This is a genomic window from Marinomonas rhodophyticola (assembly GCF_026113935.1).
Lineage (GTDB): Bacteria > Pseudomonadota > Gammaproteobacteria > Pseudomonadales > Marinomonadaceae > Marinomonas > Marinomonas rhodophyticola.
Map to the genome: position 1 here is coordinate 951,650 of NZ_JAPEUL010000007.1, position 16,979 is coordinate 968,628.

10 protein-coding genes are annotated in these 16,979 nt (G+C 47.4%); 8 read left to right on the forward strand and 2 right to left on the reverse strand.

Features of this window, described 5'->3' with window-relative positions; genetic code table 11:
* Positions 1-48 precede the first annotated feature (48 nt).
* Complete coding sequence (locus ONZ52_RS13400) at positions 49-1,092, reverse strand: multidrug effflux MFS transporter (protein WP_265219162.1); 1,044 nt, start codon at positions 1,090-1,092, stop codon at positions 49-51.
* A gap of 8 nt (positions 1,093-1,100) precedes the next feature.
* The gene (locus tag ONZ52_RS13405; RefSeq protein ID WP_265219163.1) at positions 1,101-1,295 is read right to left on the reverse strand and encodes a hypothetical protein; all 195 of its coding nucleotides are present in this window, start codon (positions 1,293-1,295) and stop codon (positions 1,101-1,103) included.
* 354 nt (positions 1,296-1,649) lie between these two features.
* Here ONZ52_RS13405 and ONZ52_RS13410 point away from each other — a divergent pair, with 354 nt between their 5' ends.
* From ONZ52_RS13410 to ONZ52_RS13445, 8 genes are all read left to right on the forward strand, one after another.
* Positions 1,650-2,441: a phage tail protein gene (locus tag ONZ52_RS13410; RefSeq protein ID WP_265219164.1), complete on the forward strand. Its 792-nt coding sequence runs from the start codon at positions 1,650-1,652 to the stop codon at positions 2,439-2,441.
* Positions 2,442-2,524: 83 nt separating this feature from the next.
* Positions 2,525-3,307, forward strand: a complete 783-nt coding sequence (locus tag ONZ52_RS13415) for a phage tail protein (RefSeq protein ID WP_265219165.1) — start codon at positions 2,525-2,527, stop codon at positions 3,305-3,307.
* Between the two features lie 418 nt (positions 3,308-3,725).
* Entirely contained in the window at positions 3,726-4,325 is a 600-nt protein-coding gene (locus tag ONZ52_RS13420; RefSeq protein WP_265219166.1) for an OmpA family protein, read from the forward strand.
* A 29-nt stretch (positions 4,326-4,354) separates the two neighbouring features.
* Positions 4,355-5,950 (forward strand): TolC family protein, encoded by a 1,596-nt coding sequence (locus ONZ52_RS13425; protein ID WP_265219167.1) that lies wholly within the window; start codon positions 4,355-4,357, stop codon positions 5,948-5,950.
* 3 nt (positions 5,951-5,953) lie between these two features.
* Positions 5,954-6,688 carry an efflux RND transporter periplasmic adaptor subunit gene (locus ONZ52_RS13430; protein ID WP_265219168.1) on the forward strand — a complete coding sequence of 245 codons (735 nt, stop codon included), beginning with the start codon at positions 5,954-5,956 and terminating at the stop codon, positions 6,686-6,688.
* A 112-nt stretch (positions 6,689-6,800) separates the two neighbouring features.
* Positions 6,801-8,711: a DUF4347 domain-containing protein gene (locus ONZ52_RS13435; RefSeq protein ID WP_265219169.1), complete on the forward strand. Its 1,911-nt coding sequence runs from the start codon at positions 6,801-6,803 to the stop codon at positions 8,709-8,711.
* A complete protein-coding gene (locus ONZ52_RS13440) occupies positions 8,698-15,066 on the forward strand; it encodes an autotransporter-associated beta strand repeat-containing protein (protein WP_265219170.1) in 6,369 nt (2,122 codons plus the stop codon). The genes ONZ52_RS13435 and ONZ52_RS13440 overlap by 14 nt, the downstream gene beginning before the upstream one ends.
* Positions 15,059-16,978 (forward strand): DUF4347 domain-containing protein, encoded by a 1,920-nt coding sequence (locus ONZ52_RS13445; RefSeq protein ID WP_265219171.1) that lies wholly within the window; start codon positions 15,059-15,061, stop codon positions 16,976-16,978. The genes ONZ52_RS13440 and ONZ52_RS13445 overlap by 8 nt, the downstream gene beginning before the upstream one ends.
* Position 16,979 lies beyond the last annotated feature (1 nt).

The following is a 16,979-nucleotide window of genomic DNA, read 5'->3' on the forward strand; positions in this document are numbered from 1 at the left end:
CGCATCGGGAAATCGGTGAGCCTCGTGCGCGACAAAACATATCCCTCATTAAACCGCTGCGCTTTGCTCTTCAATGACTTCTTCTACACGTCCTTTTTCTGCCCAGTACATAAGGCATATTGCTAGTGAACCCATAATTACGAAGCCGCCAGAGATTGGCATTAGGGTGTTGTTGTACATTTGGCCTATGACGGTGCCGATACTCATGGACATAATGGACGACACTGAACCAATAACAGCAGAGGCAATGCCTGCCACATGTCCCATGGGTTCCATTGCAAGAGAGTTGACATTACCGAACAACAAGCCAAAGCAGAAAAACAACACGGATGCGTAGACTAAGAACATCCATAAGCTGATGGTGACGAAAGCGTGTAAAGCAAAGAAGGCAATAGATGCAATAACAACAACGCAAATAGCACGGAAGGCGATGTATTTCGCACCGTGTTTTTCGACAATCCGTGAGTTAATCAGTGAAGAAAACCCAAGCACCAGAGCCAGCACGCCAAAGTAAAAAGCGAATAGGTTGCCCGTTTCAAATTGCACTTGGAAAATTTGCTGCGAGGAATTCAAATAGCCAATAAAGCTACCGAAGAACAATCCCATGCAAATGGTATAACTGGCGGTAATTCGATTCGTCACCACCTCTTTAAAGCCCTCGTAGAAACCTGTTCTTGTAAAAGGGATACGGTTGGATTTGGGTAAGGTTTCTTTTAAACGAAACGCAATCCAAACTATTAGACATACAGCGTAAACCAGATACATCTCGAAAATACCACGCCAGTCATCGACAAACATAATGGCTTGTCCAAGTGTGGGGGCAATGGCAGGAACCAAAACGAAAATCATCATTACTAATGACATGATACGAGCCATTTGCGCGCCGTGGTACAAGTCACGAACCAAAGAAATGGCGGAGATATATGGGCCTGCTACACCTAAACCTTGGATAAAGCGACCTAACATGAGCACTTCTAAACTGTCGGCTTGATAACAGACCACAGTGCCTACTAGGTACAAAGCAAAGCCGCTAAAGAGAATAGGGCGTCGACCTAAGGCGTCGGACAGTGGGCCACAAATCAGCTGGCCCATTGCTAAACCTAAAAACAACATGCTAATGAGCAATTGTGGTTGGTTTGCTGTCGCCGCGCCGAGCAATCGTCGCCAATAATGCCTAAAGCGGGCAGCAAAGCATCAATAGAGATGGCCGTGATAGACATTAACAAGGCAACTAGAAGGGTAAACTCCTTCGATCCCATGCCGGATGAAGAGGTATCGTTATGAGCATTTTCCATATGGTGTTCCTAAGAAAACATGACATTGTTGAGGTGGTGACTAAACGCACTCCTCAAATAATAGTCGAGCATTATACTCAGGCTTTGTGATAGCGAGTTTTCTGTTGTGTGCACAAAATGAGGAAATGTGTGCTTTCCCAAGGGAGGGGCAAAATAGACGCGTTTTGATAAAAATTCCGATATGTCTTTGTCTTGGTTAAAGCCATCTTTTAAAGCGTTTGTCGTGTAATTTTGTGTAATTGACATTTGTTTAACTTCGACTAACTTTAGTAAGGATTTTGTCAGTTTTTGATAGGGATTGAGAAAGCCAGCATTAAAAATAACGATGTAATTTATGGATACAAGGAATTTATCATGAAAAAAGAAGCGGCAGCATTATCACTTTCTGCGTTATCGACGGCACTGTTGGTGACCGTATTTGTTGCAACTCCCCAAAAAGCCTTGGCGTGTGCTACGGAACCTTATATCGGCTCTGTTTGTGTGATGGCAACCGATTACTGTCCGAGAGGATACAGTGTGGCGGCTGGACAAACAACTCTCATTTCTAATAACCAAGTGTTGTTTGCATTACTTGGTTATAATTTTGGTGGCGATAATAGAACTACTTTTGGTTACCCTGATTTGCGCGGTCGAGCGCCGATTGGCACAGGTCAAGGAGTAGGATTATCCGATTTTTATCTCGCTGACATGGTAGGTCAGGAGACGCGCTCATTAACTATTTCTCAAATGCCCAGACATAATCATTCCGCAACCTTTGTGCCTAGTGGTGGTGCCAATGCGGGATCAGCATCTGGAACCATCTCTTTACCCGTGACAGGGTCGGCAAAAATCGCGACCTCTGCTTCGGGTACAGGCTCAATAACGCCATTTGATCATGCTGTGTTGGGAAAAGCGGCACAGGGTTTGGGAGGCGTGACACTTTATAGCCCAGCGGGTACCACGGCAGATCTTCATATTGGGCCTGAGGGTGGGGTGACCGGAACAGCGACTGGGCCGGTATCTCTTCCTGTTAATTTAGCGGCTGGCGTAAATGGTACGGTCAATGTCGCTACTGCAGGTGGAAGCCAAGCCTTTTCTGTTGTCGCCCCTCGAATCGCCCTGACCTTCTGCATCGCTACGACAGGCATATACCCTTCTCGCCCATAATACCTTGAAGCAGTTTTGTTAAATTATTCGAATATTTTTGGTGTCAGAAATGACATTTTTTATGGTCTTATAAGGAACTTACCATGAAGAAAAAGACAGAAGCGTTATCCCTTTTTTCGTTATCTGGTGCATTGTTAGTGACCGCCTTTGCTGCTACATCACAAACAGCAGTTGCCTGCCCTACGGATCCATATCTTGGTTCTGTTTGTGTGACTGCCGCCTCTTATTGCCCTATAGGTTATGTTGCGGCGGCTGGGCAAACGAGTGCAATTAATGACAATCAAGCATTGTACTCCTTGCTAGGAACCAGATATGGCGGTGATGGTAGGAATACTTATGGTATTCCTGACTTACGTGGTAGAGCGCCGATTGGCACAGGTCAAGGACCAGGACTAACGAATTTCAATATCGCTGCTATGGTGGGGCAAGAAATACATACATTGGCTATTTCTCAAATGCCCAGGCATAACCATGCCGCAACCTTTGTTCCCAGTGGTGGTGCGAGCGCAGGGGTCGCATCTGGCACCATCTCCTTGCCTGTGAATGGGGCGGCAAAAATCGCGACCTCTTCTTCGAGTGCTGGTTCAATAACACCATCTGATCATGCTGTGCTGGGTAAAGCGGCACAGGGATTGGGAGGCGTGACACTTTATAGCCCAGCGGGTACCACGGCAGATCTTAATATTGGGCCTGAGGGCGGTGTGACTGGAACGGCCAGTGGGTCAGTGTCATTGGATGTTAATTTAGCGGCAGGCGTAAATGGTACGGTTGATCTAGGGTATACGGGGGAATCCTATAGGAGGGCAAACCATCCCCTTTGCCGTTGTCGCTCCTCGGATCGCTTTGACTTTTTGCATTGCCACTGAGGGCTTGTATCCACAACGTCCATAGTGTTTGCAGCGGGGGATTCAATCGAGTTGTCCCGCTTTTTGAGTCTTAAACTCTTACTCAGGGGTCTTAGGTATATAGGGGGCGGTGTGGCTTTTTAACTGGATGGTTGCCGAATATAAGTTTATGAATATTTTTTACTTACTTACTATCATCTTTGAACACACTTGATCTAAAATGGGTAAAGAAATTGCAAATTTTGAAAAGTGTTTTGCTTTTTTAATATTGAGGCTGAAGGTTAGGGATATGGATGTTGTTTTCACTATTTCTTGTACAAAGGTAGGTTTCACACTTCTTTCGCTGAGCCGTTCGGTTCTGCTTATTTTTTCAATTCTGTATTTTCAAATTTTAGTGCTTTTTCATTAATTACATATTTAACCTGTTTCAGGAGTCGCTATGTTGTCTAGTGTGTTCTGTGTTCGTGTAACATTTGTTGTACTGATGGCCGCTGCTATCTCAGGTTGTGGCAAGTTTGCTTCTCAATCGTCTAGTGCAACGTTGGACTGCGATGATCGTTACACTCGTTGTGCAGTGCTTTCTGAACAACAGAATAAAGTAGAAAAGACCGTGCAAAATGAAGAGGTTCCCAGTGTTGCTTCCCCATTAATTATCTTGCCGCCTACTGTTGCCCCCATTTTATTTGATTTTGATCGTGCCACAGCAAGTCGTCTTGTGCTTGATGAAGCGGCGGCATTTTTGATTATGTATCCTGAGTCTCATCTTACCTTGCATGGTTATACCGATCCGATAGGGCAAGAGGCTTACAATCAGGCGTTGTCTTATCAGCGTGCGGCGTATGTTCGCGAGCGTTTATTAATGCTGGGGGTATCGGCTGCACAAATAAGCGTACAAGCGCATGGGGAAAGTGGCCTACTGGTGAAAGAAATACCGAATACTCAAGTCGTCTCTAAGGATGATTTGGTGAAGCAATATGCCGCAAATCGTCGCGTTGAGTTTGAATTTAGTCTGCCAAACACGACGACATTATCTAACTGATTTTAAATACATTATTCTAAGGAGAAATCATGGCTGTTCATCCTGTGTTTACTAAGACCATGTTTGCTAAAACAGCAGTGGCCATTCTTGTTGCGACTGCGGTAGCAGGTTGTTCGGTCTCTCCCTCGCGCTTGAGTGACAATGATGTCATGGCGAATGCGGTTGAGAACCAAACCTTGTTAGCAGAGGATTTTGCACCGGTTACTCAGGCTATTGATCTTAATGAAGCCTTCGCTCGCACCATTAAGCATAATCGTGATGCACGCTTAAAGGCGTTTGAAGCGGTTGTGTCACAGGGACAGTTAGCAGTCGATCAGTTTGATATGTTGCCTGATTTGGCGGTTCGAGCGGGTTACGCCTATCGCAATAACTATGCGGCGTCAGCGTCAGTGAGTTTTATCGGTGATAAGCCTGCGGCTTTAGGCTCTAACCCAAGTTATTCTGTGTCCTCGGACAAAAGTACCTTTACTGGCAGTGTGGGTGCCACATGGGATGTACTGGATTTTGGTTTGTCGTATTTTAGAGCTAAGCAGCAGGCCGACCGTTTCCTGATTTCTAAAGAGCGGGAACGCAAAGTAGTGCAGACCATTATGCAGCAGACGCGTAATGCCTATTACCGTGCGGTGTCAGCTGAGCGTTTGCTGGCTAAAATTGATCCCCTTATTATCCAGTCTCGCGCCGCGTTAGCGGACTCGGCTCGTATCGAACAAATGCGCGCTCAGTCGCCTATGGAAGCGTTAACCTACCAAAGAGCGTTATTAGAATCGCTTCGCACCTTGCAGGACTTGCGCAAAGACTTAATGCCAGCAAAGGCAGAATTGGCGACGTTAATGGGTCTAAATCCAGCAGAAAGTTTTGAGTTGGCCGATGTTGGTACACCGGATTTCCAAGTGCCTGAATTAGATTTGGATATCAGCACGATGGAGCGCACGGCTTTGGTTCGTCGTCCTGAATTGATTGAAGCTCAATATCAAGAACGTATCACTAAAGAAGAAGTGAGTTCCGCCTTTTTGACCTTGTTTCCAAGTCTAAGTTTAAGTGCAGGTCTAAACTACGACGGTTCCGACTACCTAAAAAACAATGATTGGGCGAGTGCCGGTGTCGGCGTGAACTGGAATTTAATGAATGTTTTTCGTTACGGCAAAATTGATCAGCTTAATAACTTAAAAATGGCCGCGACAAAGCAGCAAGCGTTAGCGGTTTCTATGGCGGTCATATCTCAGGTGCATATTGCCAATATTGAGTACGCCGAAGCGCAGAACTCCTATGATTTAGCAACTAACTATTTAGACGTGGCGAATCGTATTCAAGATCAAATTCAGTCAAGTCGTGTCGCCCAGAATGTCGGTGAGTTGACGGTTATTAGTGAACAAGTGAATGCCTTGTTGGCGGAGTTGCGCCGTGATGTGGCTTATGCTGATTTGCAGAATAGCTTTGGTAAAATTTTAGTGTCTATGGGCTTAGACCCTCTACCGAATGGTTTTGGCGGCATGAAATTAGAAGAGCTTGCGAATGCGTTTGATTCTATGTTCGGTCGTTGGTCACAAGGTGATATAGAAGCCGTGAGTGAAGAACAAATGCAAGCCGCTTATTTGGCTAAACAAGCAGCTGAGAAAGAGGGCTAGGTTATGTTGTGTAAAGTGGGCGTCGTTGCTGTGGCCATGCTGTTAGCGAATCCGCTGATGGCAGAGACGCTCAATGCCCGAGGTCTGCTTGTGGCAACACACAGTGCGACGTTATCCAGTGAATTAGCGGCCTTAGTGGTGGGGTTGCCTAAAAGAATGGGTGAATCTTTTAAACAAGGTGAAACACTGGTGGCGTTAGACTGTCGTTTGTTTGATGCCCAACAAGAGAAAGTCTCTGCTGAGGTCAAGGTTGCACAAATTCGTTTGGAAAACACCAAACAACTGAATCAGTTACGCTCAATCGGTACCCTTGAGGTGGCGATTGCTGAGTCGGAATTGCAAAAGGTAATGGCTGAGCAACGCATAGCGCAGCTTAATGTGGAACGTTGCAATATTAAAGCGCCATTTGATGGTGTCGTTGAGCAGGTTGACATTCATCGTTTTGAAGTTGTGCAGCAACAGCAAGCCCTGCTTAAAGTGGTGGGGCGCGCCCAGTTGGAAGCCGATATTATCGTGCCAGCTGAATGGATGGCTTGGTTAAAAGTGGGTAGAAAACTGCAGTTACAGGCTGAAGAAACACAGCATACCTTACAGGCGTTTGTTAGCCATATTGGTCCCAGTGTGGATCCAACCAGCCAAACGGTGCAAATACGCGCGACGATAAAGAGTGTACCGTCCAGTGTGTTACCTGGTATGAGTGTGTTGGCCATGTTTGATGAGGTTGCTTTTGGCAAATAGAAAAACAGAGTAATTAGTGTTTGCAGCGTTTCAATAATTAAATGGTTTTTTAGTCATAAAAGCCTATGGATGAATAGGCCACTAGGAAAATATACCCTTAGAGGTGGTGATCATGAAGAAGCAATATACCAACCAGTCAAGTAAGCAATCTACCAAAAAATCGTCACCCATTAATAAAAAGCAAGCGCGTAAACCGCTTATTTCGGCCCTAGAGCCTCGACTTTTACTGGATGGTGCCGCGGTTGCTACGGCGGTGGATATATTGACCGACTCTCAACTTCATGATGCGTTTCAAACCGACGCAAATCAGCAAGATACAGATACTTCTGTGGTGATGGCTCCCACTGAAGTCAGAGCGGCTGATCCCACCTTGAATAATGGTAAAAAAGAAGTGGTCTTTATTGAAGACAACGTGGCGGATTACCAGACACTGATAGACGGTATTGGTGCTGGAGTCGAAGTGGTATTGCTTGATTCCACTCAAGATGGCCTCGCGCAAATGGTACTATGGGCCGAGAGCAATAGTGACTTCGATGCGATTCACATCATCAGCCATGGTGCCGAAGGTCAGGTTAACCTAGGGGGATTTAGTCTAGACAATATTACCGTCAATACCCGTTCTGCTGATTTAGCCCAACTGGGCGCGGCATTAAATAAAGACGGTGATTTGCTGCTTTACGGCTGTGAGGTTGCGAGCGGTGAAGGGCAAGAATTTATTACTGCTTTAGCCCAAGCCACCCAAGCGGATGTGGCGGCGTCTGATGATTTGACTGGTGCGGCTGCGTTAGGCGGGGATTGGGATCTTGAAGCTTTTAGAGGTTCAGTAACGACTGAATCTGTCGTGAATGCGGTTAGTGCGACCAATTTTTCTGGCATTCTGGCGGATGCTACCCTTACATTTGAATCGGGCACAGGAAGCATCTCGGGGCAAAACACCACAGCGATGACTTTTACTGAATCCACAACCAGCACAGCATTCACTTTTACAGCCAAGCTGGTTGACGGCACCGACGACATCGTAACGTTGGGCAGCGTCTCTGGGCAAGCTCACAACGGGGAGGAGAGTGTTTACTTTGGCGTCAACGATCGGGTTGATACTGCAACCATGACCATCCAGAGTGGGGGAGTGTTTGATCTGATTTCGTTTAATCTGAGCAATCAGGGTTCAGGCTCCAGTAATGGTGACGATACATTCGATATCACCACCAGCAAAGGTGGGTCATTTACCACGGAGAGCATCTCTGTAGACTCATCTAATCTTACTTTGATTACGATGCCAACGACAGCAGATTTTCAGGGAATCACTTGGTTTACGATTTCCCCGCATACGGGCAATGCAGCCTATATGGAAATCGATGATATTGTATTAACTAATATTATTTCCTCTGTGAACACTGCCCCCACCATCACTGGTGCACCTTCAGATATTACCGTCACCGAAGACACTGCTTCCAATGTAGATTTGTCCGGCGTGACTGTTGCCGATAGCGATGGCGATAATCTTACTGTCACCTTGACCGCATCGGCTGGTACGTTAGCCGCTTCATCTGGTGGCAGTGTAACCGTGAGCGGTTCCGGCACAGGCATACTGACTCTCGCTGGCACAGCCGCTAACATCAATAGCTATTTAGATACCACGTCAAATGTCCAGTACACAGGTGCGAGCAACGCCAGTGGTGACAATGCGGCTACCTTAACAATTAAGGCAAATGACGGCACTGTGGATTCTAGTACGGCCACTGTGAATATTGATATTACCGCAGTTAACGATGCGCCGACTCTTTCCATCGCCGATGCCTCACAGGTTGAGGGCAATAATTCGTACAACTATATGACTTTCACGGTCACGCTCAGCGCTGCGTCGGATCAGACTGTGACAGTGAACTGGAGCACAGGCGATGGTACGGCCACTTCGGGCATAGATTATGCTAACAATGGCGACGTTCTGACCTTCGCTCCCGGTGAGACCAGTAAGACCTTCGACATCCTCCTCGGTTATGACACAGATTTTGAGCCTCAATGAGACCTTCACTATTACTCTGTCCGATGCGAGCAATGCCACCATTGCTGATGACACGGCAATTGGCACTATCATCAATGATGACCCAAATCCGAATCCGCCCGTCATCAATAATCTGGATGGCGATACACATGTCTGGTCTAATGGTACCTACACTTTTCTGGATGATTTTAATGGTTCAACCGGCATTGCTACAGTCACAAGTGTAGATAATAACTGGGACGGTGGTTCGTTGGTTATACAGCGTACTGCCACAGGCAGTACTGCAAGTGGTGCTTGGGATGGTGATAAATTTGACTTTAACAGTATTTATTATACCGCCACAGCAACAGATGCGACCAGCGGTACGCTGAAATTTTACAGTCAATCCGCAGGGCAGAGCTTTGCCAGTTACACCAATGTGAATGGTGTAATGACTATCACCTTTAACGCCAATGCCACCTCAGAAATGGTGGGCTGGATTTTCAGTGGTGTTACCTATCAAAACGATACACCAGCGGGCGATGTAAGTATTGGTTTTACTTTGACGGATGGCTCAGGTGGCACCACCACGGCGACGACAACAGTCACCAGCGATACTATCTACGTGACTAATACCGAAGACACCGCAACGATTGATGTGTCTGATGGCATTAGCTTCAGTGAAGCGGTGGCTATAGCAGCAGCTGACACTACTGGTACACAGACACTGGTGTTAAGCAGCGCGTTTAGTGGTACCACACTGGCGGATGATTTAGCGATTAATGAAAGCTTGATCATTGACGCGGATGCAACCAGCAACGTCAGTATCTCCGGCAGCACCATAACGTTGGCAGCAGATACAACCTTGACCTTAACGAACGGCAGCAATGATAATCTCAATATTTCCAGCGACGTTTATGGATCAGGAAATATAGCCAAAACTGGCGACGGTAAGCTGACGTTATCAGGTAGTAACTCCTATGAGGGTGCAACTACAGTAACGGGTGGTACCTTGTCTATTTCCAGTGATAGCAACCTAGGCAGCGGTCAATTAACCCTTAATGGCGGTACGTTAAACTTAGCTACATTTAACGGTACCCTGGATAATGACATCGTTCTGGGAGCGTCTGGCGGAACTGTCAGTGTTACCAATGGCGGTACGGCGGTGATATCCGGTGTCATTAGTGGCGATGGTAATCTGAGTAAAACGGGTGGCGTAAAACTCACCTTATCTGGCAACAATACGTATACAGGCACAACTTCAATTGCTGGCGTTGGTGGTTTGAGTATTACCGGTGACAGTAACCTCGGTAGTGGTCAGGTGATTCTGCAAACGGCAAACACTGTACTGACGATTACGGGTGAGACTACGATTGATAATGCGATCAACGTCAATGAGGATGCCACTATTTCGGCTCCAAATTGGAATCCGGTCACGTTATCTGGCGCGGTATCTGGCTCAGGCGCGATAACCAAAGTGGGTAACGGAACACTGACATTATCAGGAAGCAATACCCATACTGGTGCAGTGACAGTTGCTGAGGGAACGTTAGCTTTATCAGGCGGCAGTTCTATTGGCGATGACAGTGCAGTAACAGTCAATAGTGGCGCTACTTTGAGTCTGATCGGTGGTAACGAGACTATAGGATCCTTGTCAGGATCGGGTGCGGTTTCACTGACCTATGGACTAACAGTGGGCAATGCCAGCAGTACAACGTTCTCTGGTGTGATTTCCTCAACGAACACCAGCGGTATCACTAAGGTCGGTTCAGGCACACTGACCCTCGGTGGCGCCAATACCTATACCGGTAGCACAACGGTAGCGGCAGGTACCTTGTCTATTTCCAGTGATAATAATCTGGGTACGGGCGACGTTATCCTGAGTGGCGGTGCCACTTTTGACACAGCGAATTCAATACTCACTATTGATAATGATTTTAAGATTGAAACCGGCGGTGTCACTTTTAACCAGACTGGCAGTGGGCACCTCACGCTTTCTGGTGATATAGCAGGTGATGGGAAGTTGATTAAGGCAGGATTGGGTACTATGACCCTATCTGCTAACTACGATTCCTTTGGGGGTGGTGTACAAATCAATAATGGTACCCTTAACGCTAAGGCATCGACTGATGGCCTGGGTTACGGAGCTGTGACCTTGGCTGGTGGAACACTTGCGTTTAGCGATGCTGGCACCGTTGGTAACGATATAACAGTCAGTAATGATGCGACGATTTCTAATAGCACGGATGTCACGTTATCTGGCATGGTGTCTGGCACAGGTACGTTAACTAAATCGGCCAACGGCACCTTGACGCTCAGCAACAGTAACAACTCCGGCGCGACAGGTGGTTTGACTGTAAGTGCCGGCGTGGTCGATGTAGCTACCGACGGCATGCTGCTAGGCGGCACGGTAACATTGAGCGGCGGTAAACTTCAGGTGACTGGTAACCAGACATACGACAACAATATTGTTCTGGTTGGGACCGCTGAGATTACGACGCTTAGCGGAAGTGGCGGCGTAGAAGCATTCTTAACTGGTATCATCAGTGGAACTGGTGATCTGATTAAAAGCGGTAGTACCACATTAGTGCTATCAGGTGATAACACCTACAGCGGAACGACAACAATAGCCCAAGGCGGCCTTCAAGCGAATCATGCCAATGCTCTTGGCAGCACCGTGGGCGGCACAGTGGTGAGTAGCGGCGCATCTTTAGCTCTTTCTGATGTATCTATTGCCGAGAATGTAAGTATTATCGGGACTGGAGTTGGCAACCTTGGAGCCTTACTGAGCGTAGGGACTAGCAGCAGCAGCGGTACTGTCACACTTGCAGGCAATTCGTCGATCGGCGTACTGTCGGGCAGTTTAACTATCAGCGGAACTATAAGTGACGGCTCTTCCAGTTTCAGCCTAACCAAGGTTCGAACAGGTTCTTTAGTGCTGAGTGGCGACAACAGCTATGACGGTGGCACTGTGGTATCGGGTGGTGAATTATCCGTTACCGGTGATTCGAATCTTGGGACAGGTGCGCTGACACTAAATTCAGGTACGTTATTTGTAACGGGCGATGGCGCGAATATTGATAATGCCATTTCTATATTGTCTAACGGAGGCGTTGTCAAAGTTGATACTGGCGTCGCCGCCACTTTATCAGGCATTGTTTCAGGTACGGGAGCCTTGACGAAAGCAGGTGCAGGCGTTTTAACCTTGAGTGCAACCAACACCTATGACGGAGCTACCAGTATTACTTCGGGAACTTTAAGCATAACCGGTGATAGCAATCTGGGTTCAGATACGGTAATGCTGAATGGCGGCACTCTGTCGGTGACAGGTAGCGGCGTGACTATTGACAATGCGTTCGCCATTGGCAGCAACGGAGGTACAGTCAACTTTGCCAATGCCGCCACTTTATCTGGTGCTGTTTCTGGCACAGGTGTGTTAACCAAAGCGGGTACAGGTGTGCTTACCTTATCCGGCGATAATGCCAACTACTCCGGTAATATTGCCCTCGATGAGGGTGTCATTATCGCCGCTCACAATAATGCCTTGGGTAACACTACAGGCTCGACAACAGTGGCTAGCGGTAGCACGTTGCGCGTTGGGAACGGCTTAACTATTGCCGAGAATCTTACTATTAGTGGTGTAGGTATCAATTCTGCCTATGGTGCTCTAAAAATCAATGAAGGGACTGGTTCAGCCACTGTGACCGGTGATATTACCCTGGCTGCTGACAGTCTGATAGGCGCATTTAATGCGGGTGATAGTCTGACGTTAAGCGGGGTTATTTCAGGTGATTTTGACTTGACCAAAGTGGGCGCGGGTACGTTATCTCTTTCTGGTACAAACACCTATACAGGGACGACGAATGTCAACGCTGGCAAATTAGCTATTTCCGCAGCCAGTAACCTGAGCCGTGCGGATATTACTTTGACAACTTCAACATTGGTGTCTACAGCCGATATTACTTTATCGAATAATATTGTCTTAGCGGGTACTTCTGGCTCTGTCGATGTGGCTTCAGGTAAAACATTGGCCCTAACAGGGACGATTTCAGGCACAGTCGGACTCAATAAAAGCGGAACGGGTACGCTGACGTTATCTGGTAATAACAGCTACCAAGGCATGACGAATATTCTTGGTGGTACCGTTGTCGCGGCCCATGATAATGCTTTAGGTTCCACGGCGGGTATGGGTATGACATTGTTGTATTCAGGTAACTCTTTGGTGTTGAGCGATGGCGTCACACTGGCTGAAAACCTGACTATCATGGGTACTGGCGTTGATGGTAATGGCGCTCTACAGTTGCTTAGTGGAACAGCTGCTTTGACGGGGAGTGTAGCGCTGAGCAATGCCTCAATTAATGTCTCCGGCACTAACTTAACTATCGATGGCGTCGTAAGTGGTTCTAATAGCATTACCAAAACTGGGACAGGTGTTTTAACCTTGTCTGGTACCAATACCTACACAGGTTCAACGACTATTAATGGCGGTACTTTAACTGTCACGGGTATCATGAATGGTTCAGGTGCTGGGGTTGTCACCGTAAACGCTGGCACACTTGAGGGTACAGGCACAATTAACAGCGCTGTTGTGGTGAATGAAGGAGCTACATTGTCGGCTGGCGTTGCTGCGAATACAGGAACACTGACGATTAATGGTAATGTGACATTTGATGACGGGGCTTTGTCAGCCACTATTAACAGCGCCAATGACTACGATAAGGTAGTGGTAAACGGTGCAGTTGATCTGCTTAATAACTCGACTTTATCGCTTTCTGGTGATTATGTTGTACCAGCGGCTGCAGAAGCTCAGAGTTTTGAACTGCTTAGTAATGATGGTTCAGATGCGATTATTGGCAGTTTCTCTAGCCTCACTGAAGGTACCGCTAAGACATTCAACGGTGTCGATTTAGCGACATCTTACGTCGGTAGCACAGGTAATGATTTCCTATTGACGGGTCCAACCATCGCGAGTGTGATAGGCGTCTCGGCAACGACCGACGATGGCCACTACAAAGTAGGTGATGAAATTGAGATTACCGTTACCTTTAGCAAGGCGGTGACGGTTGATATCACTAACGGTACCCCCCAACTTACCTTGGAAACGGGCACGATAGATCGTGCTGTGAGTTATACCTCTGGTTCTGGTACCAATATTCTGACCTTTGTTTATACCATCCAAGAAGGAGATACCAGCTCAGATCTGGATTATATCAGTACAGCGGCTTTATCTTTGAATGGTGGTACCATTAAAGATGGCACTAACAGCGCCATTTTGACTTTGCCAACACCTAATACCAGTAGCTCGTTGGCCGCTAATAAGGCGATTGTCATCGATACTACCGCACCAGATGCGCCTGGGGCGCCAGACCTGAAAGCATCAGATGATACTGGTTCTTCAAACAGCGATAACGTTACAAAAAATACATCAGGTTCATTCCGAGTGGCTGGTAGTGATGGCGACACTATTACTTTGTATGACACGGATGGTACAACAGTATTAGGAACTGGGACAGTAAGTTCTGGCTATGTAGACATTAGCGTGACCGATTTAACTTCTGGTACCCATATCTTAACCGCTAAAGCAACGGATGCGGCGGGTAACGTGAGCGTAGCCTCGTCTGGTTTAACGATCACGATTGATACCGCAGGTCCGATATTGTCTAGCTCGTCTCCTGCTGATGACGCAGTGCAAGTGACACAAAGCGGCGACATTATCCTGACTTTTGATGAAGACATTACTAAAGGCTACGACACGATTACGTTAGTCAATGTCACCACTGGTGAAACGGTTGAGACGTTTGATGTTCTGAATGGAGGCAATCTAACGTACTCCGGTAATACCTTGACGCTAAACCCGACCAATGATTTGGAGGAGGCCACTACTTACGCCATTCGAGTGGACGGCAATGCGGTACGTGACATCGCTGGTAATACGTATGCTGGTATCAGCGACGATACCACACTGAACTTCACCACTGGCGTGACCGACTCTGTGGCACCAACGTTCTTGTCGATTCAGCGCACCAGCGATGCGGTGATTACTGGCTCGACAACAAGTTTTACCTTAACGTTCAACGAAGCGGTGAATGTCACCGCAGCGGACTTTGTACTGGCGACAACGGGTTCCGTAGCTGGCACCATCGGTTCTATCTCGGGATCGGGTACGAATAGCATTACGGTGAATGTCACGGGCGTATCTGGTGTGGGATCACTTGGTTTGAATCTGGCCTCTGACCATGCCGTCAAAGACCTAGCGGGTAACATTTTAGCCACAGTGGAACCGGCGGACGATGAGGTCTACACCGTTGATACGGTAGCACCGACGTTAATCTCAATAAACCGCGTAGACAGTGCCATGACAGAATGCCGACTCCGTACAGTTTATCGCGGTGTTTAGCGAAACCGTAACAGATTTGGGTATTGATGATTTCGAATTAACCGGAACGGCAACCAACGGTGCAAGCATTAGTAGCGTCACGGGTACCGGCAATGGTTTTGTGATTACCGTTTCTGGTGTGACAGGCGATGGCACTTTGGGCGTGCAACTGAAATCTGCCGCGACCGTTACCGATATCGCTACAAATGCCTTAACGGCAACCACAGCCAGCGCCGTCACTGAGCAATATACGATAGACAACTCTGCACCGATGGCTACCGCGATTATCACGACAAATGCCGCCTTAAGTACGGCCGATTCGGTGACTTTTAACGTAACTTTTAGCGAAGCCGTTACCAATGTCAGCATGGATGATTTTGAAATTTCTGGTGATGTAACCGGCACTATTTCAGCCGTATCGGGTTCGGGTTCTTCTTATACCGTCACTGTTAGTAATATTGTCGGTGATGGTGCCCTTGGCTTGAACTTTAAGTCTGGCCAAAACATTACAGACATCGCTGGTAATGCGTTGGCTGGGACAGAACCGACAACGGACGAATCTTATACTATCGACAATACCTTACCGACTGTAACGTCTATCGGTCGTGGCATGGTCAATCAGGTAGCCGCTGGTACGGCAACGGATGTGGTCTTTACCGTGGTCTTTAATGAAACCGTGTCTGGCTTAGCAACGGGTGATTTTGCCGTCACGGGTAATGCGGCCAATACAGGTGTGAGCAGCGTTTCCAGTGCCGATGGTAAAGTGTTCACAGTTACGGTGAGTGGTGTCAATGGCAGCATTGGCCAAACGGTCGGATTGAGTTTCACTGGCTCCGTAAATGATACAGTTAATCAAGCTTCTGCAGCGCAATTTACCGCTGGCGAAAATTATACTATTGCAGGCACCTTACTAAATGAAGGCGCGTTAAGCCAAGCGCAGCTTGATGCCATTGTCGATCTAAACCGCGAAGGCACCTTGCTTGAGCAATCCGTTGCCGATGCCAAACAAGTGGTTATCATTGACTCCCGTGTGCCAGGCTTAGTCGAGCTAACCAAACAAGCGAATCCAGAAGCGGATATTTGGTTGTTGGATGGTTCACGCTCTGCCACCGAGCAAATTACCGAAATCCTTTCTAATTACAGTGACTTGGATGCGTTACACATTCTGTCCCACGGCGGTGTAGGCGAAATCTATCTTGGCGCAGAAACGGTTTCAGCGCAGGCTATCAACCAAAACAGCACTACTTACGCCGCCTGGGGCAACGCCCTAAGCGACAGTGGCGACATCTTACTCTACGGCTGTAACGTCGCCCAAGGCGACACGGGTATGGCTTTTATCAATCAACTTGCCCAAGTGACAGGTGCGGATATCGCGGCGTCTGATGATTTGACTGGTTCTGCGGTGCTTGGTGGGGATTGGGAATTGGAGAGGTCGGCTGGGAGTGTCGAAACGGCAACACTTGACGCCTCAGATTATTCTGGTGTGTTGACCACAGTGGGATCAAGTGTGGCTATTTCGGTGGGAGGTAGTGAGGTTATAGCAGCTAATCCTGTCAGTGCAGACGTTGAACATGATTTAAGTGGAGGAAATAACAATGCCCTTTTTGATGTAGACGCTGCGAACAGCACTATTACTATTACATATAGCAACTCTTTCGCAATGAGTATCAGCAGTTTTGATGCTGTGTTTTCTGGTGGTACCTTGGATCAGTTTACTAGTATAACTAGGACAGGGGGGACATCTCCTATTGCTGCTGATATTAGTGCTACCGTTAACGGCAAAACAATTACCTTTAACGTTCCAGTCGATCAACCAGGTGACGGTACTATTATTTTTACCTTTACCTCAACTGCGATTGGGGTAATAACGCCCCCACCATCACTGGCGCACCTGCAGACATTACTGTCACTGAAGATACCGCTTCTAATGTAGA

Bases quoted from the DNA above. Each gene is read 5' to 3' on its own strand.
- ONZ52_RS13420 (WP_265219166.1), top strand. From the start codon at position 3,726: ATGTTGTCTAGTGTGTTCTGTGTTCGTGTAACATTTGTTGTACTGATG.
- ONZ52_RS13410 (WP_265219164.1), top strand. From the start codon at position 1,650: ATGAAAAAAGAAGCGGCAGCATTATCACTTTCTGCGTTATCGACGGCA.
- ONZ52_RS13405 (WP_265219163.1), bottom strand. From the start codon at position 1,295: ATGGAAAATGCTCATAACGATACCTCTTCATCCGGCATGGGATCGAAG.
- ONZ52_RS13425 (WP_265219167.1), top strand. From the start codon at position 4,355: ATGGCTGTTCATCCTGTGTTTACTAAGACCATGTTTGCTAAAACAGCA.
- ONZ52_RS13430 (WP_265219168.1), top strand. From the start codon at position 5,954: ATGTTGTGTAAAGTGGGCGTCGTTGCTGTGGCCATGCTGTTAGCGAAT.
- ONZ52_RS13400 (WP_265219162.1), bottom strand. From the start codon at position 1,092: ATGGGCCAGCTGATTTGTGGCCCACTGTCCGACGCCTTAGGTCGACGC.
- ONZ52_RS13435 (WP_265219169.1), top strand. From the start codon at position 6,801: ATGAAGAAGCAATATACCAACCAGTCAAGTAAGCAATCTACCAAAAAA.
- ONZ52_RS13415 (WP_265219165.1), top strand. From the start codon at position 2,525: ATGAAGAAAAAGACAGAAGCGTTATCCCTTTTTTCGTTATCTGGTGCA.